This is a genomic window from Paenalcaligenes sp. Me131, assembly GCF_050487225.1.
Lineage (GTDB): Bacteria > Pseudomonadota > Gammaproteobacteria > Burkholderiales > Burkholderiaceae_B > Paenalcaligenes.
In genome coordinates, this window is sequence record NZ_JBKQGY010000005.1 from 1 (window position 1) to 25301 (window position 25301).

The following is a 25301-nucleotide window of genomic DNA, read 5'->3' on the forward strand; positions in this document are numbered from 1 at the left end:
CCTACCTACCTACCTACCTACCTACCTACCTACCTACCTACCTACCTACCTACCTACCTACCTACCTACCTACCTACCTACCTACCTACCTACCTACCTACCTACCTACCTACCTACCTACCTACCTCTAACTAACTAACTAACTAACTAACTAACTAACTAACTAACTAACTAACTAACTAACTAACTAACTAACTAACTAACTAACTAACTAACTAACTAACTAACTAACAGTAGCCATCTGTACATGCCACACCTAACATCTCTTCGATTGATACCCCTAGAACCACAAGTGTGTTCTATAGAGCTAGTAGATGCGCATCGCTCTGATCATGACTACTCACATTAATGAGCAAATCATAGAACACTCTCCTCTTCCCCTCTTATATACCTATGACTTCTGCAGAAGATCTATCATTAACACGATACCTCCAAGCTATTGGGAAAAGCTCAGACCTATTATGAGCTGCAATCCGCTCATGACTATCTATATAGGAGTATGGTGGTAGTTCATCTAGCCACCACCCAACTACTAACCAACATCACTTTCTAAAGTAGGAGCATATTTTGCATGGCTATGCTGACTTGCCCTATGAACACGCTTAGCTGTTTTCCTTATTGGCAACAGCACCTAAGCAGCTAGTCTCTGCAAGCACACTATAGGCATGGCCGTTTCTTGCCAGCTAACCGCCTCTCATATAGAGCACACTGCGCACCGCTGTGCTCTAGCCAAAAATAACTGCAGTAATAGTTCTTTAGGAAAGCAAAGCCATCTTTGCTTATCTACTCCACACGCACCATCAACTAAGTGAACTCTCTTGTCACTAGTAAATAACTGCACTCCCCCCGTACTCTCTATATAGGTATGCTCGTCCCTCGGCACCAACAACATAATCAAAGCATGTCAGGTCGCGAAACTTTCGCAGGCACACCACGAACAACAGGGTTCTTCTGAAGCAGCAAACTACCTATAACATTCGGAGCGATTCGCTCATCCTCTATAAAGCATGTTTTTTTCCACTCTCATATGAACAGCTCTATATAAGAGAGTCCACAAGCCCCATCTATATAACAAAACACACAGGCTCAGCTTAGCCAGAGCTATCTCTCAGAAATTTTCTGAAATATTTCTACGGACTCAAGAGGCTCTTAGTGTTCTTACTATATAGAATAGAGCACTAGCACCTTCCTAAACTTCGCCCTACACTGGGTTGATTGCAACTTAGTCACTACCAACATGCCTGAAGACATTCTGATCAACATTACCCCCTTTGAAACTCGTGCGGTCGTCGTAGAGCAAGGGGCTGTGCAAGAACTGCACATAGAACGTAGTATCCAACGTGGCTTCGTAGGTAATATTTATCTAGGCAAAGTAGCTCGCGTGCTGCCGGGTATGCAAAGTGCATTTATAGATATAGGGCAAGAACGCGCGGCATTCGTACACATTTCAGATTTACGCCAAAACCGGACTGAGCGCTTAAACGGCAGTAACCCCACCCCCATAGAAAAACTACTGTTTGAGGGACAGTCGTTAATTGTTCAGGTAACCAAAGACCCACTAGGCACAAAAGGCGCTCGTGTTTCTACACAGGTTAGTATTGCGGGCCGTATGTTGGTCTATTTACCTTTTGACCCGCATATCGGTGTGTCACAACGTATAGAGAACGAAGCGCTACGCATTTCGCTTAGGGAAAAAATCGAAGCACTAAATAGCCCCGATGAAAAAGGCGGTTTCATTGTTCGCACGCAAGCGGAACAGGCCAGCGATGAAGAGTTGCGTGCTGACTGCGAGTACTTACGAAAACTGTGGAGCATTATCCAGCAGCGTTTACGTACACAACCCTGCCCATCTACGCTATATACCGATTTAGATCTTACCCAACGCGTGTTGCGCGATATGGTTACGCCAGAAACGCACAACATTATTGTGGATTCGCGCACCGCCACTCAACAAATGAAAGAGTGGGCTGAGATTTATACGCCTTCGGTGTTAGATAGGATTCAACTCTATACCGGCACCCGCCCCCTTTTCGACACCGTACACGTAGATGAAGAAATTTCTCGCGCTCTATCTAGACGTGTGGATCTGAAATCGGGTGGCTATTTAATTATTGACCAAACCGAAGCACTGACTACGGTAGACGTGAATACAGGCGGCTATGTAGGCGGTCGCAACTTTGGTGACACAATTTTCAAAACCAACCTAGAAGCCGCAGGCGCCATTGCTCGTCAACTGCGATTAAGAAACTTGGGTGGCATTATTGTGCTGGACTTCATCGATATGGATAACGATGAACACCGCCAAAGCGTATTAAACGAATTGCAAACAGCACTGAGCAAAGACCGTACCCGTATCACTGTCAGCAATTTCAGCCAACTTGGTTTGGTTGAGATGACACGCAAACGCACCCGAGAATCCCTGAATAATTTGCTGTGTGAGCCCTGCCCTACTTGCCAATCACGCGGTAGCGTAAAAACCTCGCGTACTATTTGTTATGACATTTTACGTGAAGTACTACGTGAAGCCAGACAGTTCAATCCCAAAGAGTTTAGGGTTCTAGCTTCACAAGAGGTTGTGGATTTATTTCTAGAAGAAGAAAGTGAACACTTAGCACAAACGGGGGACTTCATCGGTAAACCTATTTCCCTGGAAGTAGACCCCCAACACGCTCAAGAACAGTACGACATCATACTGTTCTAATCGCACAACTTAACCTTCTGCGCCCCAGCACACTTTAGGGTCTTGCAAGATGCGCAAGGCCCTTGTTGCTTCTTTGCCCGACATCGTGAAATAACTGTAAACCGTGGCTTCTACATAGCCTGTGCCGTACGACGTCAAATCAAACAAGATACTTTCTTTGGTTTCTAAGCCTGGCGTAGGCTTATACACGACGGTCGCATAATGAATTTGATATGGATCCAACGACCACTCAAACTCTGAACCACAAAGACGTTGGTTTGCAAATAGGTTTTGCTGAACTTCAGCCAGAGTGCCGTAGAAGCGATAGCTATCTCGCTGATACTGCTCTTGGCGCAATGTGGACTGATCTTGATTCGCTGGTGCAGTTGCTACACAACCAGCCAACCCCACTGCGGCCAATGCCACGATTTTCCCCAACACTTTCATACCTGCTTTCCTTTCTAGAAGTTCTCTGCGGTTTATTTGGTCTTACGAGAGTTGTTGCTCACCGTCCGTTTTCTCGGTGAACTCCATGTTATAGAGCGAGGCATACATACCACCTAAATCCAGCAACTCTTGATGTGTACCTTGCTCTGCAATTTGGCCTTTTTCCAATACCAAAATTGAGTTGGCATTTTGGATGGTTGTGAGCCTATGAGCAATCACCAACGTCGTACGATTTTCCATCAGCTTATCTAGTGCATTCTGAATCTGCCATTCAGACTCATTATCCAAAGCGGAAGTTGCTTCGTCCAAAATCAAAATAGGACTATCTTTAATCAATGCTCTAGCAATGGCTAAGCGCTGACGCTGACCACCCGACAACATATTGGCTTTTTCACCTACTGGGGCATTGAGGCCTTCAGGCAAAGAGCGTACGAAATCCGCCAAACTCGCTGCTTCTAAAGCCGCCCATACCTCTTCGTCTGTTTTCCCTGAGTAGCCACCATAGGCAACGTTGTCACGGATACTTCCCTCGAACAACACTACATCTTGGCTAACCATAGAAATCTGAGCTCGCAATGCGCGCAAATCTATATCTTGGATATCAATGCCATCAATCAATACCTGACCGCTGTCTGGCACAATAAAACGTGGCAACATGTTTGCCAAGGTGGTTTTACCACTGCCTGAACGCCCGACTAACGCAATAGTTTGACCCGATTTAGCGCTAAAGCTTAGGTTACTTACCACAGGGTTATCCGAACCATCAAAGGCGTGTGTCACCTGACGGTATTCCACATTGCCTTTCACTGGAGTAGGTAATGTGGTTTTAGACCCCTCTGGCTCTATCTCAGCATCAATCAGCGAGAACACACTTTCTGCTGCCACCAACATGCGCTGCGTAGTCCCGGCCATACCCGTGATACGACGAATAGGGTCAAACAACTGAGCTAACGCGCCCAAAAAGGCAGCAAAACTACCTACGGTTAAACCGTCCACAGACGACTGATACAACGCCATTGCCACTACACCAGCAACGGCTAATGAGATAAAAAACTGAGTAATGGGTGACAAAGCGGAGTTAGCGGTAGCGGCACGCATTGCAAACCTACGCAGTCTGCCGTTCACGTACACAAAGCGCTCAGTTTCGTGCTCATAGCCATCAAACAGCTTAACAACACGCTCACCTTCAATCGTTTCACTTACTACTCGCACCATCTCGGCGTTCATATTGATGGTGTCACGGTTGATTTTCTTCAAACGCAACGCCACGATACGGGCCGTGATAAACGAGATGGGCAGCATAATGAACACGATCAGAGTGAGCTGCCACGACATATAGAGCAGCACGGCAATCAACGCTACGATCGCAATACTTTCACGCACTAATACCGTAATAACTTCGGTGGCTACCGTAGCCATCGTATTGGCATCAATAGTGAAGCGATTTAACAACCTGCCCGTGTCACCACGCTTAAAGTACGAGTCAGGCAAGGTTAGCAATTTGGAAAACATATCTGCACGCATGGTGCGCAGCATATTATTAGCAATCAGCGCCAATAAATAATCACTCCCAAATGACGCAATACCACGCACCAACATCAGTATCACAATGACGAGCGGGATACTCCACACATAATGAGGCTTAACACCAGAAAAACCTTCATCCAGCAGCGGCTCCATAATCAGGGCCAGCACAGGTTTAGTAGCGGCAACAATTACCACCAAGATCAGTGCTACAACGGTGAGTTTCCAGTATGGGGCTACGCGCCTATAAATACGCGGCCAAACGTCGGCATCAAATAACTGCTTTTTAAGATCCGATGATAGTTTTTGTGTCTTCAACTGTGGCTCACTTTATACTAAGAGTCTGCGTGCATTTTAACGCTGATATGCACCCAGTACTCAACCCATGACTTGATGCTGTTTGTATGCCTGTTTCCACCACTACTGAACCCCCTGTTATTTACCTACGGATGCCCAATTGGGTGGGGGACTGCCTCATGTGCTTACCCATACTGCATGCACTGCTGCAACAGCGTGCACGAATTGTAGTGTGTGCTCGCCCGTGGGCTAAAAATTTATTGTCTGCCTATGCCCCGCAGTTAGAAGGCATAGTGATTATGGAAGGCAAAACCGTTGCTGATGCGACTCGGGTACGCCAATTCCGTCAGCAACATGGCCACTCGGCAGCATATGGCCTCATTCTACCTGACTCATTATCTAGCGCTTTGGTCTTCAAACTCGCTGGACTACGCTGTGCAGGTTACCGCGATGAAGGCCGTGCCATCTTACTAAAATGGCCTGAACACAAACCCGAAGCCCCCATGCATGCGGTAGAGTTCTGGTATAACTTAGCGCGCCGCGCCTGCCAACAGTGGCAGATCACCTTACCCGAGCAGCCCGCTAGGACCTTAGCATTACAACTACGCCCCGACGCCGAAGCCCTGTGCTTACAAACAATGCACGAATCGGGGCTAGAGTCTGGTCGCTTTGTATTGCTCGCCCCTACAGCTAAAGGCATACATAAGGGCCAAATTAAAACCTGGGCCTCTTATGAACAGTTGTATGCGGCACTCATCCCCTTAGGATTACCTATTGTGATGTGCCCACCCGCCAATGAAGTGGACGCTGCACATCAACAAGCCCCTACCATTCCTATCCTGCCTGCTTTACCATTAGATAGTTTTGCAGCACTGTGCCAACATGCCGCCCTTGTGGTGTGTAATGATTCTGGCGTCTCCCACTTAGCCGCCGCTGTGGGCGCTCAACAGCTCAGTCTATTTGGTGTGACATCTCCTTCTCGCACGGGCCCATGGTCTCCCGTTGCCCATACGCTGGGTGAACAAGGCAAATGGCCTACTTTGGATGAAGTAGTGCAAGCAAGCCAAGCATTATTAAACGCACACGAGAAAGTCGTAGTATGAACCTGACCTCCTGGCTTCCCCAACTCGTTATTCCAGTAAACCTAGCCGGCGCCCTACTCGTCGTAGCTCTGTTGTTTTTCCTGATTAGATGGCGCAAACTCGCCGCCCTATTAACCTTAACGGCAGTGGCATGGGTGGTGGGCTGGTCCTTACCAGGCGTGACCTTATGGTCGGGAGGGTATTTAGAACAACGCTATCCCCACCAAGCCTTAGAAAAAATCCCTGATGCACAAGCCATTATTGTGTTGGGGGGACACACGGCCAATAACCGTAAGAACTGGTTTGAAGAGTTAGACCCCAACAACACACTGTCGCGCGTGGACTATGCCGCTGCACTCTATGCGGCAGGTAAAGCACCACAAATCATTGTGTCGGGGGCTGCCTTTGATGGCGGCATGAGCGAAGCACAAATGATGGCTCGTTCGTTAGAGCAATTACATGTGCCTAGTAAAAAAATCTTGCTAGAACGCGAAAGCCAGAATACCCGTGAGAATGCCCTTTTCAGCATTAACAAGCTGCGTACTAATGGCATCACCAAGGTCTTGCTGGTGACATCGTCACTGCACATGCCACGCTCGATGGCAACATTTGAGAACCGAGGCATTGAGGTGATTCCTGCCCCGGTAGCCCCGCAAATCCTACTGCCCGAACACAGTGACGTGGATCTTTGGATACCTTCTTGGCGCACGCTACACGCCAGCCGCTCTATTATCAAAGAGTACGTTGGCTTGATCGTCTATTGGGCTAGAGGCTGGATTTAATGCAGTGCAGACCACAGTGTGGGGCGTGCTGTACCGCCCCCTCTATTAGCAGCCCTATACCAGGTATGCCGCAAGGCAAACCAGCCGGCATACCCTGTATACAGTTAGATGATCAATTACGCTGCAAGATTTTTGGTCAGCCAGAACGTCCTAGCTGTTGTGCGGGCCTACAGCCCTCTGAAGAAATGTGCGGTAACTCAAGGGAAGCCGCGCTGATGTGGATTAGCACCTTAGAGCGCCTGACACTTCCCTCTTGAACCTCTGATATTAGCGTTTTTTCAGCTTTCTGCTCAGCAATTTCCAATTATTAAATACTGGTGCTATCAACGGATGGTGACTGGCGCGTATACGTTTTGCCAAAGTTTTAGCGGGGCGATTACGTACCGCAAACCTGTGGATGCGAGCGCTATCAGTATCTGAGGTATTTCTACCAAACGCCATGGTTGTGTACAGATGACTAAAGCCATTTTTCTGAGCAATGGCAATGTAGTCTTCATCAAAGTAACCTTGTGGCCAGCACAAGTGCTGAGAGACTTCACCTAGTTCGTTTTGTAAGCACAAACGAGATTGCTCTAGTTCCCACTGCATACGATCATTTTTGTCTTCTGCAGGCATTAAGTCCCAACGCGTGTGCGTATGGGTGTGGCTATGAAACTCAATCAGGCCACTTTCGCGCATTGCTTCTACTTCGCTCCAGCGAGCAATCACCTCATCACTACGGCCTGCATCAATCAGCTCTTCGCACTCTCGATGCTCGGGGCAGTTTGGCACATTGTCTTGCCCCATGACAGGACGCATAGGACCATGATGCAACCACGAAGTCACCAAAAATATGGTGGCCTTAAACTGGTATTTCTGTAGTAGTGGAAATGCATACACCCAGTTATCCAAGTAGCCATCATCAAAAGTAATCAGTACTGCTTTACCTTGATCCTTACCGTCTAGATGCTGAGCAAACTCATCCAGAGTCAGTGATTTGTAGCCCTCTTTTTGTAGCCAACGTAGTTGGTCTTCGAAATTTTCTGGGGTGCAACCAATCATGCCACCACCGGGGCGTACGTGGTGGTACATCAACACAGGGACTGAAGACTTAAACATGTTGTAGTTGCTCCAACCAACGGTAATAACTGCGCTCTGTTTGATCGCACAGCGCTTTTAAGGTGAATCGATTTTCTACAATGCCGTATTGATAACCAATTTCGCCCATTTTCTGACGCAACTCTGGATTATCCAGCAATTGTGCAATTGCATTGGTTAAGGCCGGTGTATCACCAAACGGCACCACAAAACCACTTTTACCAGGCACCATCATTTCTGATACTCCACCCACATCAGTCCCCACGACAGGGATACGTGCTGCAGCGGCTTCAGCAAACGCCGTACCAGATGCTTCTATATGCGTTGCTAACGCGAACACATCAAAATCACCAATCAACTCAGCCACATCGTTGCGAGTTCCCAGAAAGTGTACTTGCGAAGTTATGCCTGATTGCTTGGCTTGCTCTTGCAAACGCTGCATTTCCCCACCGTCGCCCACAATCACTAAATGCGCCTTGCTATTAGCCTCCAGTAAAGGCTTCATCGCTTCAATCAGCGTATCCATGCCTTTAGGCTTACGCAGTACGGCAATACTTCCTACGATTACATCATCCGCTTGTAGCCCTAGCTCTGCACGCAACTTCTGTGGTGGTAAGGGGTCGGGGAGATTCACCGCAGGCGGTGCAATGTCTACGTGATCGGGATCTATGCCTCGGTCTGTAATCTGCTTGCGTACAAATTCGCTCACCGTAATTAAGCGGTGGGGAATCCATTTATAGGTGAGCAACGACCCGATCGGTCTGGCCAAGTGTCGACTGCGTACCACCAACGGTATCCCAGCCAACCTCGCTGGAATACCTACTTGCACGCTATCAATGCGACTGGCCGTATTCACCACATCGTAGCGATGTGTTTTAAAAAACTTACGCAGACGAAACAGGTTACGCCAAAAATCCATGCCTTTTTTCATTCGGACGGTATGCACCACAAACCCATCTTGCTCCAACAGTTGACGCAATTGGGCCTGAGGCTGGCACAGCATTTCCACCGTGTGGCCTTTACCACGAAGCTCTAGCATCAAGCGATGTACATAGCGTTCTTGACCACCATAACTGGTGGCTGCTTCAGCAAACAAAATGCTTAATTTACGCATGATTTAGTACTCTATCTCCATGGCCTCTTCACCAAGCCAATCGGCAATTTGCACAAACATAGCATCCGCCAAACGTACACGCCATTCTTCCCCTAAACGCACGGTACAAGAGTAGTCGGGATTATGTATCTGTACATCTACCCACACACCCGGGATATTATTCTCGGGTTCTGCCCTAAAAGGATTCAACACTTGGCGTAAGCGCTGTACATCTTGATTGTCGCGCAACACCAAACTTAGGCTACGTGCCCTTGCCTCGCGCGCGCCCTGCAAGCTAAGAATCTCGTCCGCCGTGACACGCAACCCGCCTGTGTAATCATCGTGACTTACTTTGCCTTGAATGATCACCAGTTGGTCTTCGCGTAGATGCTGCTTGTTCGCCTCGAACACCTCATTAAAGATAGACACTTCCACTTGCGCAGAACCATCATCCAATAAGGCATAGAGCATTTTCCCTCTACGAGTCATGCGCACACGCACCGAAGCTAATACCCCCGCAAACCATTGCGGTGAACGTGACGGCTCCAGTTTGGCCAATGGGCGAGGAGCAAAGCGTCGTACCTCATCACGCCACGCGTCAAACAAGTGAGCGCTGAAATAAAAACCAATCGCCGTTTTTTCTTCGCGCAGTTTGGTTTGTAGATCCCATGGACGCACACGCGCCAATTCGCTTTCTACAATTTCATCGGTACCGCTGTCATCAAAGAGGCTAGCTTGGTTCGCATTGCGTGCCACTTGTTCTGCCGCTTCTACCGCGTGCCCCAGCGAGGTTAGTAGCGCAGCACGGTTTTCCTCTACGCTGTCAAAAGCACCAGCACGAATCAACGCTTCGATGGTGCGTTTATTCACCACCTGTCGGTCTACCCTGCGGCAGAAATCAAACAAGCTCGTAAAATTACCGCCTGCTTTACGTGCCTCAACAATAGACTCCACCGCTGATTGGCCCGTACCTTTGACTGCACCCAAACCATATCGAATCGTGCGCGGCGGTTTGCCTTCTTTGGTGTAACGATCTCGTACTGGCTCGAAGCGGTAATTAGATGCGTTAATGTCTGGCGGCAACACCTCGATGCCATTGGCAAGCGCGTCTTGCCAGAAAATCTGTACTTTGTCGGTATCGTCCATATCGGACAACATGGTCGCCGCCAAAAACTCAGCAGGATGGTGCGCTTTCAACCAAGCGGTGTGATACGCGATCAGCGCATAGGCTGCCGAGTGACTCTTGTTAAAACCGTAGCCTGCGAATTTCTCCATCAGGTCAAACAGCTTCACCGCGAGATCACCGTCGTAGCCCTTCGCTACAGCACCTTTTTCAAAAATCTCACGGTGCTTGGCCATCTCTTCGGGTTTTTTCTTACCCATTGCACGACGCAGCAAGTCAGCGCCGCCCAGCGAGTACCCACCGATGATCTGTGAAATCAGCATCACCTGTTCCTGATACACAATCACCCCATAGGTGCTGGTCAGTACAGCTTCCAGATCAGGGTGGAAGTAATCTACTTCTGCCCTACCGTGCTTACGGTTCACAAAGTCCACCACCATCCCAGACTCTAACGGGCCGGGACGATACAGCGCCAACATCGCGATAATGTCTTCAAAGTTACTCGGGCGCAAACTGCGCAGTAACTCTTTCATCCCGCGCGATTCCAGCTGGAACACGGCGGTAGTATTGCCCTCGCACAAGATGCGGTATGCATCTGGGTCGTCTAAGGACAGGGACATTAAATTGAAATCGGTTCTGGAAGGGTTAAAAGCACGTACGTACTTTTCAGCCCAGTCCAAAATGGTCAAATTGCGTAGGCCCAAGAAGTCAAACTTCACCAAGCCAGCTTGTTCAACGTCGTCTTTATCGTATTGGGATACCGCATTGGTATCAATGCCAGGCTGTCGGTACAACGGGCAGAAATCCACCAGTTTACCCGGAGCAATCAATACGCCCCCCGCGTGCATCCCCACACTTCGCGTCAAACCTTCTAGCGGTTTAGCCAAGTCAATCAGTGCCCGTACTTCTTCATCGTTTTCGTAACGATCTTTGAACGCTGGTTCGTCGGACAAGGCGCGCGACAACGTCCATGGGTCAGCCGGGCTAAAAGGAATCAGCTTAGATAAGCCATCACACATACTGTAGGGCAGCTCTAACACACGCCCCACGTCACGCACCACCGCCTTCGCACCCAAGGTACCAAAGGTCGCAATCTGACTTACCGCCTGTGGACCGTATTTTTGCTTAACGTAATCAATGACTCGCTCGCGATTATCCTGGCAAAAGTCGATATCAAAGTCAGGCATGGATACACGTTCTGGATTCAGGAATCGCTCGAACAGTAAGTCATAACGCAAGGGGTCCAGATCAGTAATACCCAAACTGTAGGCCACCAACGAACCCGCACCAGAACCACGGCCCGGCCCTACAGGCACGCCGTTATTTTTACCCCAGTTAATAAAGTCCGCCACGATTAGGAAGTAACCCGGGAACCCCATCGTCACGATGGTGTTGCACTCCCAATCCAAGCGCTTACGGTATTCAGGGTACTGCGCATTGCGCTCCTCCTCGTTGGGATACAACTGCTTCATGCGCACATCCAGCCCCGCTATGGCTTCTTGCACCAAGAAGTCATCCAGACTCATACCATCTGGTGTGGGGAAGTCGGGCAAGCATGCTTTACCCAAAGTCAGCGTCAAGTTACAACGCTTAGCAATCTCTATAGTGTTCGCCAACGCTGAAGGGATGTCAGCAAACTTGCTGTACATCGCCTCAGAATCTAAAAAGTACTGCTCAGTAGTGAAGCGTTTTACGCGGCGAGGGTTCGCCAACTGCTCACCTTCGGCAATACACACTCGTACTTCATGTGCACGGAAGTCTTCTGGCTCCATGAACTGAATGGGGTGTGTAGCCACTACAGGGAGTGTGAGCTCCGCTGCCAAACCACACGCAGCATGCACATAGGCGTCATCGCCTTCGTGGCCAGCGCGTTGCAGTTCAATGTAGAAACGATTGGGATAATGCTCTGCCCAGAAGTTGGCATACTCACGCGCCAAATCGGCATTACCCGCATCAATCGCCTGACCAATATCGCCCATGCGTCCGCCAGACAACAAAATCAGGTTTTGTTGGTTCTCTAACCATTCACGACGTACTTCGCCACGCCCTTTATATTGGTTTTCCAACCATGCTTTGGTCAGCAGATCACACAAATCCAAATAGCCTTGATGATTCATCACCAACACTAACAGACGGAAGGGTTTTTCTCGGTCGTGCTCGTTTTCCACCCACAAATCAGAACCAGCAATCGCCTTGATACCTTTTTTGCGTGCCTCTTTATAGAACTTGATCAACCCAAACAAGTTACATAAGTCGGTAAGCGCCATAGCAGGCTGCTCAGAAGCCACTGCTCTAGATACCAGGTTTGGTATACGTGCAATACCATCCACCACCGAAAACTCGGAGTGACTACGTAAATGCACAAAAGGAAAACTCGTCATCGTTATAGTGCCAACCTGTATTCAATTCGTATTTAGCGCTGCATGGCTGCCCATGCTTTTTCCAAACGCTTAGCGGAAATAGGCATAGGAGTGCGTAATTCCTGCGCAAACAGGGAGACTCGCAACTCTTCCAGCATCCAACGAAACTCGTCCAACTGCTGGTCTTCCGTCCCTTTAGCCGCCGCAACCGCACGCAAAAACTTTGTTTGCAACGGTAGTAATTCCGCCATCCAACGCGCATCACGCGCAGGATCAGTACGTAACTTATCTATACGCACCTGTGCTGCTTTCAGGTAGCGCGTAAAGTGCGCTAACCGCTGAGGGCTATTGTCGCTGATAAAGGCCTTATGCATCAAACGAGATTGGTGCGCTTGCATGTCTTCATACGTTTGGGTATGACTCTTAATGCCTACGATTTTGCGCTGCAATGCCGTCCACTCGGTGAGTACGGCCAAGCTTTGTCTAGCGATCTCGCGCACAATCAATCCTAGGCGTGGCCGCGCTTGTTCCACACGCGCCGCGAACTGCTCAGCATTCACGGGCAAGGGGTCCATCAAACATACGCTATCAATGGCCGCATCCAGAATTTGATCACGCAACACATTTTGCGTGCCCAAGGGCATGAACAACATGCTCATCTTGGTGAGATCAGGAATGTTTTTTTCCTGAAATTTCAACGGCTCACGCAACGCAATTCTAAATAGCCTACGCAAACCGGCGCGGTGTTGGCGCATCGCTTGCTCTGGCTCGTCAAATACATCTAGCTCACAGTACTCGCCTTGATCTATCAACGCGGGATAACCCACTACACTACGCTGGTTTCTGCGTATTTCTAGCAGCTCTGGCAACTCACCAAATGACCACTCTGTAATTTTCTCGTGATCTAAGGCTTTGGCAACTTCGGTGTCTTCTGCTGCTAAACGCTGGAAGGACTCTTGGGCTTTTTTGCCGTGCTCAGCTTTGAGCTTATCCAGATTTCTACCACCCGCCAGCATGCGCCCATGCTCATCCACTACTTTGAAATTCATGAACAAGTGAGCCGGCAGTGTTTCCGATTTAAAGTCGGTGGATTGCAAGCGCTGTCTACGCTCCTGCCACACGTCATCAATCAACGCCTGAATCAGCGACATTTTGGGGTCTTGTGCTTGCTCAAACCACCGCTCATGAAAGCCCTCAGCGTATTCAGGTATGGGCACACAATGCCGGCGCATGCGTTGTGGCAATGAACGCAGCAACCACTGTACCTTTTCCTTCAACATGCCCGGCACCAACCATTCACAACGCTGGTTGTGCAGACGGTTTAACTGAAACACCGGCACAGTCATGGTGACGCCATCGCGCAATGAGCCTGGCTCAAAGTGGTAATCCAACGCCATCGTCACGCCTTCCCACGTGACGCTACGCGGAAAAACATCGGTAGTGATCCCTGCTGCGTCGTGACGCATCAGTTCATCACGATTCAGCAATAAAGCGGCCGCTTGCTGTTTATCCAGCCCCTTGTACCATTTCTCTAGTGTGGCAGTCTGGTGTATATGCGCTGGAATATGGCGCTCATAAAAAGCTTGAATTAAGCTGTCGTCCACCAAGATATCGGGGCGTCTTGCTTGATGCTCCAGCTTTTCGATCGCTTGCACCTGTTGCTTGTTATGGCGCAAAAAGGGCAAGGTAGATTGGATTTCCCCGGCCACTAAGGCATCACGAATAAATATTTCGCGAGACTCTTCCGGATTAATACGGCCATAGTGCACACGTCTACCATTGTAGATTTGTAAGCCATACAACGTCGCTCGCTCATTGGCCACAACTCGGCCACTGCGTTTATCCCAGCGTGGGTCAGACCACAGCTTTTTCAGTAAATGATCCGCAACTTTCTCAATCCACTGTGGCTCTATACGCGCCAAACAACGAGCAAACAAACGTGTGGTTTCTACCAGTTCGCCTGCTAACACCCAACGTCCAGCCTTTTTACCTAACGTAGAGCCGGGGTGCAGCACAAAGCGTATATCGCGTGTACCTTGGTAAATTGCACCCTCTTCTGCCTTATAGCCTACGTTCGCCACCAACCCCGTTAATAAGGCGCAGTGAATTTGTTCGTAGGTTGCTGGCTCGGTATTTAATCGCCACTCGGCTTCGCGAACCAAGTTCAACAATTGTTTGTGCACTTCGCGCCATTCTCTAAAACGCATGGGCGACAAGAATTGATCCTTAAGCGCCTTGCTGAGTTTGCGCTGCGACAAGCGGCTTCTCACCTGCTCGCCATACCATTCCCACATTTTCAGGAAAGACATGAACTCGGACTGTGCATCCACAAAACGCTGGTGCGCGCGCTCTGCCCCTTCCCTATCGTTCATGGGGCGTTCGCGCGGGTCTTGTACCGATAACCCCGAAGCAATGATCAGCATTTCGTGTAGGCACTGCTGGTCTTGCGCCGCCAAAATCATGCGTGCCACGCGTGGATCCACCGGCAAATGCGCCAGCGACTTACCTACTTTGGTTAAGTGACGCTCATCATCTAACGCCCCCAACTCGTGCAAGAGCTGATAGCCATCGGCAATAGCCCTACCCGTAGGTTTATCCACAAAAGGAAAGTGCTCAACATCATCCAGCTTCAGCACCTTCATACGCAAAATCACCCCTGCTAAGGACGAACGCAGAATTTCTGGGTCGCCAAAGGCCGGGCGTTGGGCATAGTCTTGTTCCGCATAGAGGCGAATACACACACCTGGGCCTATACGTCCACACCTACCTGCGCGCTGATTTGCCGAGGCTTGGCTAATAGGCTCAATGCGTAACTGCTCTACTTTATTACGCCACGAGTAGCGTTTGATACGCGCTAGGCCACTATCAACCACATAGCGTATGCCCGGTACGGTTAGCGAGGTTTCGGCCACGTTGGTCGCTAACACCACCCGGCGTGCGTTACCTTGGGGATGGAAAATACGGCTTTGTTCGGCATTACTTAATCGTGCGTACAAGGGCAAAATTTCGGTACCACGCAATTGCGCCTTACGCAGACTTTCTGCTGCATCGCGAATTTCTCGCTCACCGGGCAAGAACACCAAAATATCGCCTTCGCCATAGCGACTGCATTCGTTCACCGCATCGACAATGGCGTCATTTAAGTCACGCTCATCGTCTTTCTCTTTGTCCTTGCTACCTTCTTCGGTTTTCTTATCTTGTAGCACCGGACGGTACAGCACCTCGACTGGGTACAATCGCCCTGACACCTCGATAACAGGCGCAGGCTCACCATTAATGGCGAAGTGTTCGGCGAATTTTTCGGCATCAATCGTTGCTGACGTGATGATCAGTTTTAGATCTTTGCGTCGTTGCAACAACTGCTTCAAAAACCCCAGTAAAAAATCGATATTCAAACTGCGCTCGTGCGCCTCATCGATAATCAGGGTATCGTAGCGGCGCAGCAAAGGATCACGCTGGCTTTCCGCCAGCAAAATACCATCCGTCATCAGCTTAATGGCTGAGTTTGGGCCACTACGATCGGCAAAACGAATTTGGTAACCAACCCACTCGCCTATCTCGGTATTCAGCTCCTCTGCAATACGCTGGGCCACTGAAGTCGCCGCTAAACGGCGCGGCTGGGTATGGCCTATCATTTTTTTATGGCCGCGTCCCAGCTCTAGACAGATTTTTGGTAGCTGCGTGGTTTTCCCTGAACCGGTTTCACCGCTTACAATAACCACTTGATGCTTTTGTATGGCACGCGCGATTTCCTCGCGGCGGGCACTAACCGGCAACTCTTCTGGGTACTCAATTACTAGGGGAAATGTTGGCTTTCCCGCAACGTCTACAGGCTCTTGCATGAAACTCGCTTCTCTAAATAGTCCCTCATTATAATTTTGTTTTGGTTTTGATCACTGACCCTTTCAGGCAGGCTTATGAGCAACAATGACAGCGATACCCTTTCCGCCCATGATGCACCAGAATTCGCTCCCGCGCAGTTTGTACGCTGGTTCAGGGAAGTCGCTCCGTATGTGCACCGCTTTCGTGGCAAGACCTTTGTAGTCGGCTTTGGCGGAGAACTCATCGCTGACGACTTTTTGTCTACGCTGATCCCCGATTTATCCTTGCTGTCCGCACTGGGCATACGCTTGGTGCTTGTGCATGGATCACGACCACAAGTCAATGAACAACTCTTGCTCAAAGGTGAGAAAAACACCTTTGGTCGCGGCACATCGCCCACCAGCCCTGCTGCCTTAGAGTGTGCCAAAGAAGCGGCCGGTGAAATACGCTTGGACATTGAAGCGGCTTTTAGCCAAGGGCTGCCTAATACCCCTATGTCCCATGCGCAAATACGCGTGATTTCCGGTAACTTTGTGACAGCTAGACCAGTTGGTGTGATTGACGGTATTGATTACCAACACGCGGGTGCTGTACGCAAAATGGATACCGAATCCATGCGTAAGATTCTGGACCAAGGCGCCATTGTACTGCTGTCGCCCTTAGGCTTCTCGCCTACTGGTGATGCGTTTGACCTGGGCATGGAAGAAGTAGCCTTAAATGCTGCTGTGGCTTTGCGTGCAGAAAAGCTTATCTACCTGACACCAGCCCCTCTGGCTAACCTAGACGCCGACCAAACTATTGATGGTGAGTTGGCACGCGCTGATGCAGATCAGTTGCTGAATGCCAACGCATTAAGTGAAGACTCCAGTGTCTTTCTACGCAGTGCCTCTCAAGCGGTTAAACGCGGCATTGCACGTGCGCACATCGTGCCGTACCCACTGGATGGCAGTATTTTGCTAGAAATCTTTACCCACGATGGTGTAGGCACCATGGTGGTAGAAGACACACTGGATGACCTGCGCCCAGCCACGTTGGATGATGTGGCCTCTATCTTGCAGTTAATTGAGCCGTTAGAAGCCGATGGTACTTTAGTGCCTCGTGGTCGCGCTGTAGTAGAACGTGAAGTAGAACGCTTCACCGTACTTGAGCACGATGGCATTATTTACGGTTGTGTGTCGGTCACTCCGTATCTGGACGATGGCATGGTTGAAATGGCCTGTTTGATCGTCCATTCGGAATGGCAAGGCAGTGGCGAGGGTGAGCTCTTGCTGCGCCACGCTGAAAGTCGCGCCCGCGCCATGGGTGCTAAACGTCTATTCGTACTCACCACTCGCACATCGCACTGGTTTATCAAGCGCGGTTTTGTGCAAGGTGGCGTATCCGATCTTCCCAAAGAAAAACAGGCTTTGTATAACCGCTCGCGCAATAGCCTAGTATTCATCAAAAAACTTTGACGAGGAATTTTCATGACCCGTATGGTTGACTGTATCAAACTCAAACGCCAAGCCGAAGGGCTTGATTTCCCACCTTACCCCGGTGAGGTAGGCGTCAAAATCTGGCGTTCTATTTCCAAAGAAGCATGGAATAACTGGATGGGCATTCAAACCCGTTTAGTAAATGAAAACCGCCTGAACTTGGCCGATGCACGTGCTCGCCAATACTTGTCTGAACAAATGCAAAACTACTTGTTCGACGATAAAGACGTAGAAGCCCAAGGCTTCGTACCGCACAACGATTAACGCGTAGATTCGCTCATCAGTGGCTCCAGCAAACGCATTAAGCTGGGCGAAAAACACTTACTACGATGAGCAATGCGATACAACATGCGTTCTAGGGGCGGTAATGCTGTAGTCAATACAGTCAGCCGCCCCAGTGCTAAAAGATCTTGCACTGAACAACTGGATAGACACGCAATCCCTAACCCTGCCCCTACCGCCTGTTTAATGGCTTCTGTACTGCCCAGTTGCATACTGCTGGAAAAGCCACCCAAATGCGGCAATAACACATTATCTACAGACTCTCGCGTTCCAGAGCCTGCTTCTCGAACCAACCAACGCTGCGCACGCAATGCCTCTATAGAGCAACACTGAGCATCTCTGCCCAGCTTATGCTCGGGTGATGCCACAACAACTAAAGCATCTACCCCCCATGGCTGCACATCCAGATCATCCGCATGACAAGGGCCTTCAATCACCCCTGCATCTACATCCAAACGCTGCACCGCGCTAATAATTTCTTGTGTGTTGCCTATACGCATCTGCACTTGGGTAAGCGGCTCGGTACGTAACAACTTCGCTATACGTTCAGGCATCACGTAATTACCCAACGTAGTACTGGCCCCTAGACGTATCCACGCCGGCAAACTATGCCCCTCGCCCATACCAAAATTACGCTCTATCTCTTCTACACCGTTTAAGGTGCCGCGTGCCGCTTCCAACAAGCTACGCCCTGTCTCGTTTAACGATAAGCGTTTACCTATGCGGTCAAAGAGACTAGTGCCCAGCAATAACTCCAGCTCTGCTAACGCAGCACTGGTGGCCGATTGCGACAAGGGAATTTGCTCAGCTGCCGCCGTGGTACTGCCATGCTCGGCAATAGCAACAAAGATCTGCAACTGACGCAAGGTAATTTTCATGAGGCTCTATACCTATAGATTAGATCAACTATAACTATATAACCAATTTAACAAATAAGACAAAGACCGTCATGATGTCTATCACTGTTGTATTGCGAGTACTATCATGGCCACATCACACTCTTCTTCTCATCAGGTTACGACCTGGCCCAAGTCGTTTTCTATGTTCACAGGCTTACTGCTTACCGGTTCACTGGGGCTAGTATCCATGTGGTTAGGGCAACAGCCTTGGTTTATGGCCAATGGCTTAAGCCCTTTGACCATTGCTATTGTGCTGGGGATGATCTGTGGTCATACCTTTTACCCTAGCGTTCAACCCTATACCTCTGCAGGGGTGGATTTTTCCAAAACCCGTTTACTGCGTACCGGTATTGTGCTGTACGGCCTGCGCCTGACCTTTCAGGACATCGCCCAAGTAGGCGTAACAGGTGTGGTGATTGATGCGCTGGTTTTAGGCTCTACCTTTGCCATTGCCTGCTTCTTGGGTATGCGCCTATTCAAACTGGATAGACACACAACATTGCTGATTGGTACGGGCGCGTCCATTTGTGGTGCAGCGGCGGTAATGGCAGCAGAACCCATTGTGAAAGGCCGAGCCGAACACGTCACCGTTGCTATTGCGACCGTAGTGATTTTCGGTACTATCGCCATGTTCTTGTGGCCAGTGCTCTATAACCTCTTTTTCCAAAAAGGCTGGCTAGCCATGGATGCACAACAGTACGGTGTATTCGTTGGCTCTACCGTACACGAAGTCGCTCAAGTGGTGGTGGCAGGTCGTGCAGCGGGTGAAGAAGCCGCAGGTGCAGCCGTGATCAGCAAAATGGTACGCGTGATCATGCTGGCTCCATTCTTGATGCTGTTGGCTTGGGGCTTGCTGCGCTACGAGCGCAAACACAATCCACAAGCCGAACAATCCGGTAAAAAAATTGTTATCCCTTGGTTCGCATTAGGCTTTATCTTGGTGATTGCCATTCACTCCACATCGGTACTGCCTAGTGCGGTAGTTGAAAATGGCATCGTGCTGGATAACTTGCTGCTGGCCATGGCAATGGGTGCATTAGGTTTAAGCACACACGTTTCTGTCTTGCGTCGTGCAGGAATGCGTCCGTTACTGTTAGCGTTGATGTTGTTTGGTTGGTTGCTGGGTGGGGGCTTGCTCATTAACTTTGGTGTGCATGCGCTGCTAGGCTAACACTCTCGCTTCAACACATAAAAAGTCCCGCTTTGGCGGGATTTTTTATGTGTGCTGTAGCAGAAAACACCACAGCTAAAGAAAAGGCAGTAAGCCTAACCACCTTCATAACCACCGGGGGACGGAGAGGAAACTTTTTTGATTTGGTGTACAAATCACAAAAAGTATTCCTGCAGTTCCCCGGCGTGTGCGATGAATGCAGTGTCAGTTGTACTGTTGAACTGTGGATCTATTCTTAAACCACATAGCAACATAGACATCGTTCTAGACGTCCGTAACTGGCTACCGTAACTTAAGGCTGCAAAAACAAAAAAGCTCTGGCAATACACCAGAGCTTTTTATCCTCACCTCGCTTTCACGGAGCTTGCTAGTACAGCCTTACAACCCCTTAGGCTTGTTCAGATGCTGCACTATCCGTTGCGGCGGCATCAGCCGTTGCTTCAGGAATCGCATCCATGCTTTCCCCTCTAGCCACACGCTCTGCTGTTTTAACGCCAGCATGACGCACATCATCACCGTGCACCATGTAAATCACACGCTCAGCCATGTTCTTCGCATGGTCACCAATACGCTCTAGCGCACGGGCCAAGAAGATCAGGTCAATAGAGCGAGAGATAGTACGTGGATCTTCGATCATGAACGTACTGATGTGGCGTAAAGAAGCTTTCCACTCGCGGTCCACTTCTTTGTCGCTACGCACAATTTCTGCCGCACGAATTGCATCTTGTCTGGCAAACGCATCCAAAGCGTTTTTAATCATGCTAATAACAGACATGCTCATGTGGCGCAGTTCTACGACTGGCTCGTAGCCAGATTCGTTTTCGTAAAGTCGGCGCACCATTTTAGCAATGCGTTCGGCCTCATCACCACAGCGTTCCATATCGGTCAGCATTTTGGAGATAGACAGCAGCATACGCAAATCGATAGCGGTAGGCTGATTACGAGCGATCAAGTGAGTAATGCGACTGTCGATGTCGACTTCTAGCGCATTCACCTCTTTTTCACGCTCACGCACTTTTTCAACCAAAGTGAGGTCACCGCTGAACAAGGCTTCCATTGCTTCACGCACCATAGACTCCACGATGCCACCCATTTTCAGGAAAAGGGAGCGTGTGTTTTCTAAATCGCTGTGAAATTGTTTGTTGGTGTGTTCAATCATGGATACTACCCTTGATAGACGCTACTGAATAAAAATAAACCTTAGAATACCGTCTCATTATGACAGAGGTGTTACGAGTCCGATAGCTCTCTGCGTAGTACGCCTTCTTGGGTAGCAATCATGGCAATTGTCGCGCCAGACAGGGCAAACAAACCACAACACACTACGCCAGGAATATTGTTGATGCGTTGTTCCAAAGCTTGAGGATCATGAATCTGCAAACCGTGCACATCCAAAATTTGGCAGCCGTTATCCGTGATGAAATCAGCACGCAATACAGGCTTACCACCCAAAGTAGCTAATTGGCGGGCAACCGCTTCGCGTGCCATAGGAATCACTTCTACAGGCAATGGAAAAGCGCCCAGCACGGCAACCTCTTTAGAGGCATCCGCGATGCATAAGAAGTTTTGAGCCACCGAGGCTACGATTTTCTCGCGGGTCAATGCTCCGCCACCACCTTTGGTCATGGCTAGGCTAGGGTCTAGTTCATCTGCCCCGTCTACGTACCACACCAACGACTCTACGTCGTTCAGGTCAAATACGGTAATACCCAAATCGCGCATGCGGCGAGTAGAACGCTCAGAGCTGGAAACCGCCCCTTTGAATGCACCTTTGTGTGCAGCCAACGCATCAATGAATAAATCTACGGTGGAGCCGGTACCTACGCCCAGAATGCTATCTGCACGCAATTGAGGTACGACGAAATCCACGGCTGCCTGAGCAACCTGAGCCTTAAGTTCTGTTTGGGTATACATAATCACTTTACTTGTTACAACCACGATCATGCCAAAACGCATGACCTACGTGTTGAGTGATAGGCTTAGCCTAAAAACTCTATCATTTTCTTTTCGTTGAAGCCGGCGATAGCAGTGCCATCCGCTTTAACGGTTACTGGACGACGCACCACCGTAGGATGGGCAGCAATAATTGCCAGCCAGTCGGCATCGGTTTCTGGGGATTTCAACGACTCATCCAAATTACGCCATGTCATGGAAGCGCGATTCACCAGTTTTGGCCACTCACCCAATTGCTTAGCCCAATCTTGCAACAAGCTGGGATCAACCGGGTTCGCACGGTAGTCAATAAACTCAAATTTTTGACCTTGTGCTTCCAACCATTTCAGTGCTTTCACACATGTGCTGCAATTCTTAATGCCATAAACGCGTAGCATAATTACTCCTTACTGTTCTGCTTTATTAACTTGATGCTGCAGTCGGTTCGCCACAATAACAAGCAATCCCACCACCAAGATAAACAGTGTAGCAAGTGCATTGATTTCTGGCTTCAAGCCTAAACGCACACGCGAAAACACCTCTACCGGCAAAGTGGTATAACCCGGGCCAGACAAGAAGGACGCAATCACCACATCGTCTAGCGATAAAGTAAAGGCGAGCAACCATGCCGCCATCAAAGCAGGCGCAATCAGTGGCAAGGTAATCTGGAAAAACACTTTGATGGGGGTAGCACCCAAATCCATGGCTGCTTCTTCTAATGAACGATCAAAATCACGAATGCGCGATTGCACGACCACCGCTACATACGCCATACACAGCAACACATGCCCCACCCAAATGGTGAAGATACCGTTGCTCTCGGGCCAGCCAAAGAGCTTAGAAAACTCTACAAACATCAACAGCAGCGAAATCCCCAGCACCACTTCTGGAATAACCAGTGGTGCGCTTAGCATACCCACATACATGGCAAAGCCACGAAACTTGCCCATGCGTGCCAACACATAGCCGGCCCACGTACCCAAAATAACCGCTGCAGTAGCGGTCATGCCAGCAATGAGAAAAGACAGCTTGGCGGCATCCAATAACGCATGGTCGTTCATGAGCGACTTGTACCAGCGCAATGAAAAACCAGACCACGATGTCATCAAGGTGGAGTCATTAAATGAAAACACCATCAAAAACAAAATGGGCAGGTACAAAAAGCCAAACCCAATGAAGAGAGTAATGCCACGCAACCAAGGATTAGGACGCACCATAGCTATTTCCTCTCATTCTGTAGGTTGCGTATCTGGCTGTACTGGAACAGCACCAACGGGATAATCAACAGCAACACCATGACGCACGTCACTGCTGCGGCCATAGGCCAATCCGCATTATTGAAGAACTCATTCCACATAATGCGCCCCATCATCAAGGTGTCAGCACCACCTAGCATTTCAGGGATCACGTACTCCCCTACAGAGGGAATAAAGACCAGCATGGCACCCGCGATGACTCCGGGCATAGAAAGCGGTAAGGTCACATGCAAAAAGGTAGACCACGGGCGCGCGCCCAAGTCAGATGCCGCCTCTAGCAAGCGCACATCTAACTTCACCAAGTTGGCGTACAAAGGCAGGATAAAGAACGGCAGATAGGCATAGACCAACCCTATGTATACCGCTAATTCAGTACGATATAGCGTTAAGGGACTATCAATAACCCCTAGCCACATCAACACGTTATTGATCACACCATCCGTACGCAGCAGTCCTACCCATGCGTAAACCCGCAATAACAGTGATGTCCAGAATGGCAAAATCACAGCTAACAACAAGTAGTGTCGAATACCGGGCTTTGCTCTGGCGATGTAATACGCCATGGGATAGCCAATCAATACACAGAAAAAGGTAGAGACAGCGGCTATTTTTACCGAACTAAAGTAGGTATCCAGATACAAGTTATCGCTAAACAGCAGCACATAACTGCGCAAGTGCAGCAACAGCGATAAGGTATCGTCTTGCATTTCTGCCAGTGGCGTATAAGGCGGCACGCCAAATTTAAGGTCAGCAAAACTGATCTTAAATACCAGCAGAAACGGAATGAATAAAAATAAGAATAGCCAGACAAAAGGCAGGCCTATGACTAACGACCTGCCTGATGGCATGTAGCGGCGCCAACTAAAGAGTTTCATGATGGCAACACAATCGCGCTGTCGTCAGACCAACTGACGTAAACCTCGTCTTCCACGCCGGGAGCATCAGCCTGTGCTAGCGTCAGGCTAGGCATGTGAGATTCCACAACCTTGCCTGAATCTAGGCGTACCTGGTAGCGCACATAGCTGCCCATCCAGGCCATATGACTGACCACGCCGTGGCCCCAGTTTTTCTCCTGCTCAGGTTGTACATGAGACACTGATATCTGCTCTGGGCGTATGGACACATATACTTCCATACCTAGCGGCTCACTAATACCGTGGTTCACATGCAGCACGCGGGACAACTCATCACTGCCTATTTCTACATGATCAGGCTCATCTACAACGATTTCACCTGTGAACAAATTCGTAGAGCCAATAAAGCCCGCCACAAAACGCGAGTTCGGGAAAGCATACACATCGTAAGGCGTACCACACTGCTCTATCTGGCCAGCTGTCATCACGGCAATACGATGTGCCATGGTCATGGCTTCTTCTTGGTCGTGAGTCACCATAATGCAGGTCACACCCACTTGCTCCAAGATTTTGACCAGCTCTACCTGTGTTTTGGTACGAATCTGTTTATCTAGCGCCGACATAGGCTCGTCTAGCAACAGCAATTTAGGACGTTTCACCAAACTACGGGCTAACGCCACACGCTGTTGCTGACCACCTGATAACTGATTAGGCTTACGACGTGCATAACCGGCCATTTGCACCAAATCCAGCGCTTCAAACACGCGCTCATGGATTTCATGCTTGGGCACGCCTTCTTGCTTCAAACCAAAAGCTACGTTGGCTTCCACCGTCATATGGGGAAACAACGCATAGGACTGGAACATCATATTGACCGGCCGCTTATAAGGCGGCAGGTCAGTGATGTCTTCGTTATCCAGATAAATGCGGCCAGAGGTCACTTCCTCGAAGCCTGCCAACATACGTAACAGCGTGGACTTCCCACAACCTGAGCTTCCCAACAAAGCAAAAAACTCGTGACGCTGCACCGACAAATTGACGGATTTCACAGCCACAGTATCGCCAAAAATTTTGACGACGTTTTCTACTTTTACGAACTCATCCTCTGCTCCCGCCCACGATGCGGCTGAACGGTTCTCCAACAT

The 25301-nt window shown here is 49.4% G+C and carries 20 protein-coding genes; 7 read left to right on the forward strand and 13 right to left on the reverse strand.

Annotation, left to right across the window (positions count from 1 at the left end; all coding sequences use genetic code 11):
• Nucleotides 1-1237 precede the first annotated feature (1237 nt).
• The gene (gene rng, locus ACLPHM_RS16375; RefSeq protein WP_430222281.1) at nt 1238-2701 is read left to right on the forward strand and encodes a ribonuclease G; all 1464 of its coding nucleotides are present in this window, start codon (nt 1238-1240) and stop codon (nt 2699-2701) included.
• A gap of 9 nt (nt 2702-2710) precedes the next feature.
• On the opposite strand, the gene ACLPHM_RS16380 is transcribed toward rng, so the two are convergent.
• Nucleotides 2711-3127, reverse strand: a complete 417-nt coding sequence (locus tag ACLPHM_RS16380) for a hypothetical protein (RefSeq protein WP_430222282.1) — start codon at nt 3125-3127, stop codon at nt 2711-2713.
• 42 nt (nt 3128-3169) lie between these two features.
• Nucleotides 3170-4969, reverse strand: coding sequence for a lipid A export permease/ATP-binding protein MsbA (gene msbA / locus ACLPHM_RS16385; RefSeq protein ID WP_430222283.1), 1800 nt, complete (start codon nt 4967-4969; stop codon nt 3170-3172).
• A 158-nt stretch (nt 4970-5127) separates the two neighbouring features.
• On the opposite strand from msbA, the gene ACLPHM_RS16390 reads away from it, so the two are divergent.
• The 3 genes from ACLPHM_RS16390 to ACLPHM_RS16400 are packed head-to-tail and all read left to right on the forward strand — an operon-like array spanning nt 5128 to nt 7069.
• On the forward strand, nt 5128-6051 hold the full coding sequence (locus ACLPHM_RS16390; protein ID WP_430222284.1) for a glycosyltransferase family 9 protein: 924 nt from the start codon (nt 5128-5130) through the stop codon (nt 6049-6051).
• Nucleotides 6048-6812, forward strand: coding sequence for a YdcF family protein (locus ACLPHM_RS16395; protein WP_430222285.1), 765 nt, complete (start codon nt 6048-6050; stop codon nt 6810-6812). Before ACLPHM_RS16390 ends, ACLPHM_RS16395 begins: the two co-directional genes overlap by 4 nt.
• Nucleotides 6812-7069 (forward strand): YkgJ family cysteine cluster protein, encoded by a 258-nt coding sequence (locus ACLPHM_RS16400; RefSeq protein WP_430222286.1) that lies wholly within the window; start codon nt 6812-6814, stop codon nt 7067-7069. Before ACLPHM_RS16395 ends, ACLPHM_RS16400 begins: the two co-directional genes overlap by 1 nt.
• A gap of 10 nt (nt 7070-7079) precedes the next feature.
• Here ACLPHM_RS16400 and ACLPHM_RS16405 read toward each other — a convergent pair whose 3' ends face one another.
• From ACLPHM_RS16405 to hrpA, 4 genes are read right to left on the reverse strand one after another with little or no spacing between them, the layout of a single operon-like run.
• Nucleotides 7080-7910, reverse strand: a complete 831-nt coding sequence (locus ACLPHM_RS16405; protein ID WP_430222287.1) for a polysaccharide deacetylase family protein — start codon at nt 7908-7910, stop codon at nt 7080-7082.
• On the reverse strand, nt 7903-9003 hold the full coding sequence (locus tag ACLPHM_RS16410; RefSeq protein ID WP_430222288.1) for a glycosyltransferase family 4 protein: 1101 nt from the start codon (nt 9001-9003) through the stop codon (nt 7903-7905). The genes ACLPHM_RS16405 and ACLPHM_RS16410 overlap by 8 nt, the downstream gene beginning before the upstream one ends.
• Before the next feature lie 3 nt (nt 9004-9006).
• Nucleotides 9007-12486, reverse strand: coding sequence for a DNA polymerase III subunit alpha (gene dnaE / locus ACLPHM_RS16415; RefSeq protein ID WP_430222289.1), 3480 nt, complete (start codon nt 12484-12486; stop codon nt 9007-9009).
• 32 nt (nt 12487-12518) lie between these two features.
• The gene (gene hrpA / locus ACLPHM_RS16420; protein WP_430222290.1) at nt 12519-16307 is read right to left on the reverse strand and encodes an ATP-dependent RNA helicase HrpA; all 3789 of its coding nucleotides are present in this window, start codon (nt 16305-16307) and stop codon (nt 12519-12521) included.
• Nucleotides 16308-16382: 75 nt separating this feature from the next.
• Between hrpA and argA the strand changes: the two genes are divergently transcribed.
• Both argA and ACLPHM_RS16430 read left to right on the forward strand, forming a co-directional pair.
• The gene (argA, locus tag ACLPHM_RS16425) at nt 16383-17741 is read left to right on the forward strand and encodes an amino-acid N-acetyltransferase (RefSeq protein WP_430222291.1); all 1359 of its coding nucleotides are present in this window, start codon (nt 16383-16385) and stop codon (nt 17739-17741) included.
• A 12-nt stretch (nt 17742-17753) separates the two neighbouring features.
• A complete protein-coding gene (locus ACLPHM_RS16430; RefSeq protein WP_135866842.1) occupies nt 17754-18026 on the forward strand; it encodes an oxidative damage protection protein in 273 nt (90 codons plus the stop codon).
• On the opposite strand, the gene ACLPHM_RS16435 is transcribed toward ACLPHM_RS16430, so the two are convergent.
• Nucleotides 18023-18922, reverse strand: coding sequence for a LysR family transcriptional regulator (locus ACLPHM_RS16435; protein WP_430222292.1), 900 nt, complete (start codon nt 18920-18922; stop codon nt 18023-18025). The genes ACLPHM_RS16430 and ACLPHM_RS16435 overlap by 4 nt on opposite strands.
• A 106-nt stretch (nt 18923-19028) precedes the next feature.
• On the opposite strand from ACLPHM_RS16435, the gene ACLPHM_RS16440 reads away from it, so the two are divergent.
• On the forward strand, nt 19029-20114 hold the full coding sequence (locus ACLPHM_RS16440; RefSeq protein WP_430222293.1) for a YeiH family protein: 1086 nt from the start codon (nt 19029-19031) through the stop codon (nt 20112-20114).
• Nucleotides 20115-20502: 388 nt separating this feature from the next.
• Here the strand turns inward: ACLPHM_RS16440 and phoU are convergent, their stop codons facing one another.
• The 6 genes from phoU to ACLPHM_RS16470 all read right to left on the reverse strand — a co-directional run bounded on the left by phoU (nt 20503) and on the right by ACLPHM_RS16470 (nt 25301).
• On the reverse strand, nt 20503-21273 hold the full coding sequence (gene phoU, locus ACLPHM_RS16445) for a phosphate signaling complex protein PhoU (protein ID WP_430222294.1): 771 nt from the start codon (nt 21271-21273) through the stop codon (nt 20503-20505).
• Nucleotides 21274-21344: 71 nt separating this feature from the next.
• Nucleotides 21345-22028 carry a ribose-5-phosphate isomerase RpiA gene (gene rpiA, locus ACLPHM_RS16450; protein WP_430222295.1) on the reverse strand — a complete coding sequence of 228 codons (684 nt, stop codon included), beginning with the start codon at nt 22026-22028 and terminating at the stop codon, nt 21345-21347.
• A 65-nt stretch (nt 22029-22093) separates the two neighbouring features.
• Nucleotides 22094-22444, reverse strand: coding sequence for a Spx/MgsR family RNA polymerase-binding regulatory protein (locus ACLPHM_RS16455; RefSeq protein WP_430222296.1), 351 nt, complete (start codon nt 22442-22444; stop codon nt 22094-22096).
• Nucleotides 22445-22453: 9 nt separating this feature from the next.
• Complete coding sequence (locus tag ACLPHM_RS16460; protein ID WP_430222297.1) at nt 22454-23263, reverse strand: ABC transporter permease subunit; 810 nt, start codon at nt 23261-23263, stop codon at nt 22454-22456.
• Nucleotides 23264-23265: 2 nt separating this feature from the next.
• Nucleotides 23266-24177, reverse strand: a complete 912-nt coding sequence (locus ACLPHM_RS16465) for an ABC transporter permease subunit (protein WP_430222298.1) — start codon at nt 24175-24177, stop codon at nt 23266-23268.
• Complete coding sequence (locus tag ACLPHM_RS16470) at nt 24174-25301, reverse strand: ABC transporter ATP-binding protein (RefSeq protein WP_430222299.1); 1128 nt, start codon at nt 25299-25301, stop codon at nt 24174-24176. The genes ACLPHM_RS16465 and ACLPHM_RS16470 overlap by 4 nt, the downstream gene beginning before the upstream one ends.

What these genes read in the sequence shown, in the direction of transcription:
- rpiA (WP_430222295.1), bottom strand. Translation starts at nt 22,028, where the DNA reads ATGTATACCCAAACAGAACTTAAGGCTCAGGTTGCTCAGGCAGCCGTG.
- ACLPHM_RS16405 (WP_430222287.1), bottom strand. Translation starts at nt 7,910, where the DNA reads ATGTTTAAGTCTTCAGTCCCTGTGTTGATGTACCACCACGTACGCCCC.
- phoU (WP_430222294.1), bottom strand. Translation starts at nt 21,273, where the DNA reads ATGATTGAACACACCAACAAACAATTTCACAGCGATTTAGAAAACACA.
- ACLPHM_RS16440 (WP_430222293.1), top strand. Translation starts at nt 19,029, where the DNA reads ATGGCCACATCACACTCTTCTTCTCATCAGGTTACGACCTGGCCCAAG.
- ACLPHM_RS16455 (WP_430222296.1), bottom strand. Translation starts at nt 22,444, where the DNA reads ATGCTACGCGTTTATGGCATTAAGAATTGCAGCACATGTGTGAAAGCA.
- ACLPHM_RS16410 (WP_430222288.1), bottom strand. Translation starts at nt 9,003, where the DNA reads ATGCGTAAATTAAGCATTTTGTTTGCTGAAGCAGCCACCAGTTATGGT.
- argA (WP_430222291.1), top strand. Translation starts at nt 16,383, where the DNA reads ATGAGCAACAATGACAGCGATACCCTTTCCGCCCATGATGCACCAGAA.
- ACLPHM_RS16400 (WP_430222286.1), top strand. Translation starts at nt 6,812, where the DNA reads ATGCAGTGCAGACCACAGTGTGGGGCGTGCTGTACCGCCCCCTCTATT.
- ACLPHM_RS16430 (WP_135866842.1), top strand. Translation starts at nt 17,754, where the DNA reads ATGACCCGTATGGTTGACTGTATCAAACTCAAACGCCAAGCCGAAGGG.
- rng (WP_430222281.1), top strand. Translation starts at nt 1,238, where the DNA reads ATGCCTGAAGACATTCTGATCAACATTACCCCCTTTGAAACTCGTGCG.
- ACLPHM_RS16460 (WP_430222297.1), bottom strand. Translation starts at nt 23,263, where the DNA reads ATGGTGCGTCCTAATCCTTGGTTGCGTGGCATTACTCTCTTCATTGGG.
- dnaE (WP_430222289.1), bottom strand. Translation starts at nt 12,486, where the DNA reads ATGACGAGTTTTCCTTTTGTGCATTTACGTAGTCACTCCGAGTTTTCG.
- hrpA (WP_430222290.1), bottom strand. Translation starts at nt 16,307, where the DNA reads ATGCAAGAGCCTGTAGACGTTGCGGGAAAGCCAACATTTCCCCTAGTA.
- ACLPHM_RS16395 (WP_430222285.1), top strand. Translation starts at nt 6,048, where the DNA reads ATGAACCTGACCTCCTGGCTTCCCCAACTCGTTATTCCAGTAAACCTA.
- ACLPHM_RS16470 (WP_430222299.1), bottom strand. Translation starts at nt 25,301, where the DNA reads ATGTTGGAGAACCGTTCAGCCGCATCGTGGGCGGGAGCAGAGGATGAG.
- ACLPHM_RS16390 (WP_430222284.1), top strand. Translation starts at nt 5,128, where the DNA reads ATGTGCTTACCCATACTGCATGCACTGCTGCAACAGCGTGCACGAATT.
- ACLPHM_RS16380 (WP_430222282.1), bottom strand. Translation starts at nt 3,127, where the DNA reads ATGAAAGTGTTGGGGAAAATCGTGGCATTGGCCGCAGTGGGGTTGGCT.
- ACLPHM_RS16435 (WP_430222292.1), bottom strand. Translation starts at nt 18,922, where the DNA reads ATGAAAATTACCTTGCGTCAGTTGCAGATCTTTGTTGCTATTGCCGAG.
- ACLPHM_RS16465 (WP_430222298.1), bottom strand. Translation starts at nt 24,177, where the DNA reads ATGAAACTCTTTAGTTGGCGCCGCTACATGCCATCAGGCAGGTCGTTA.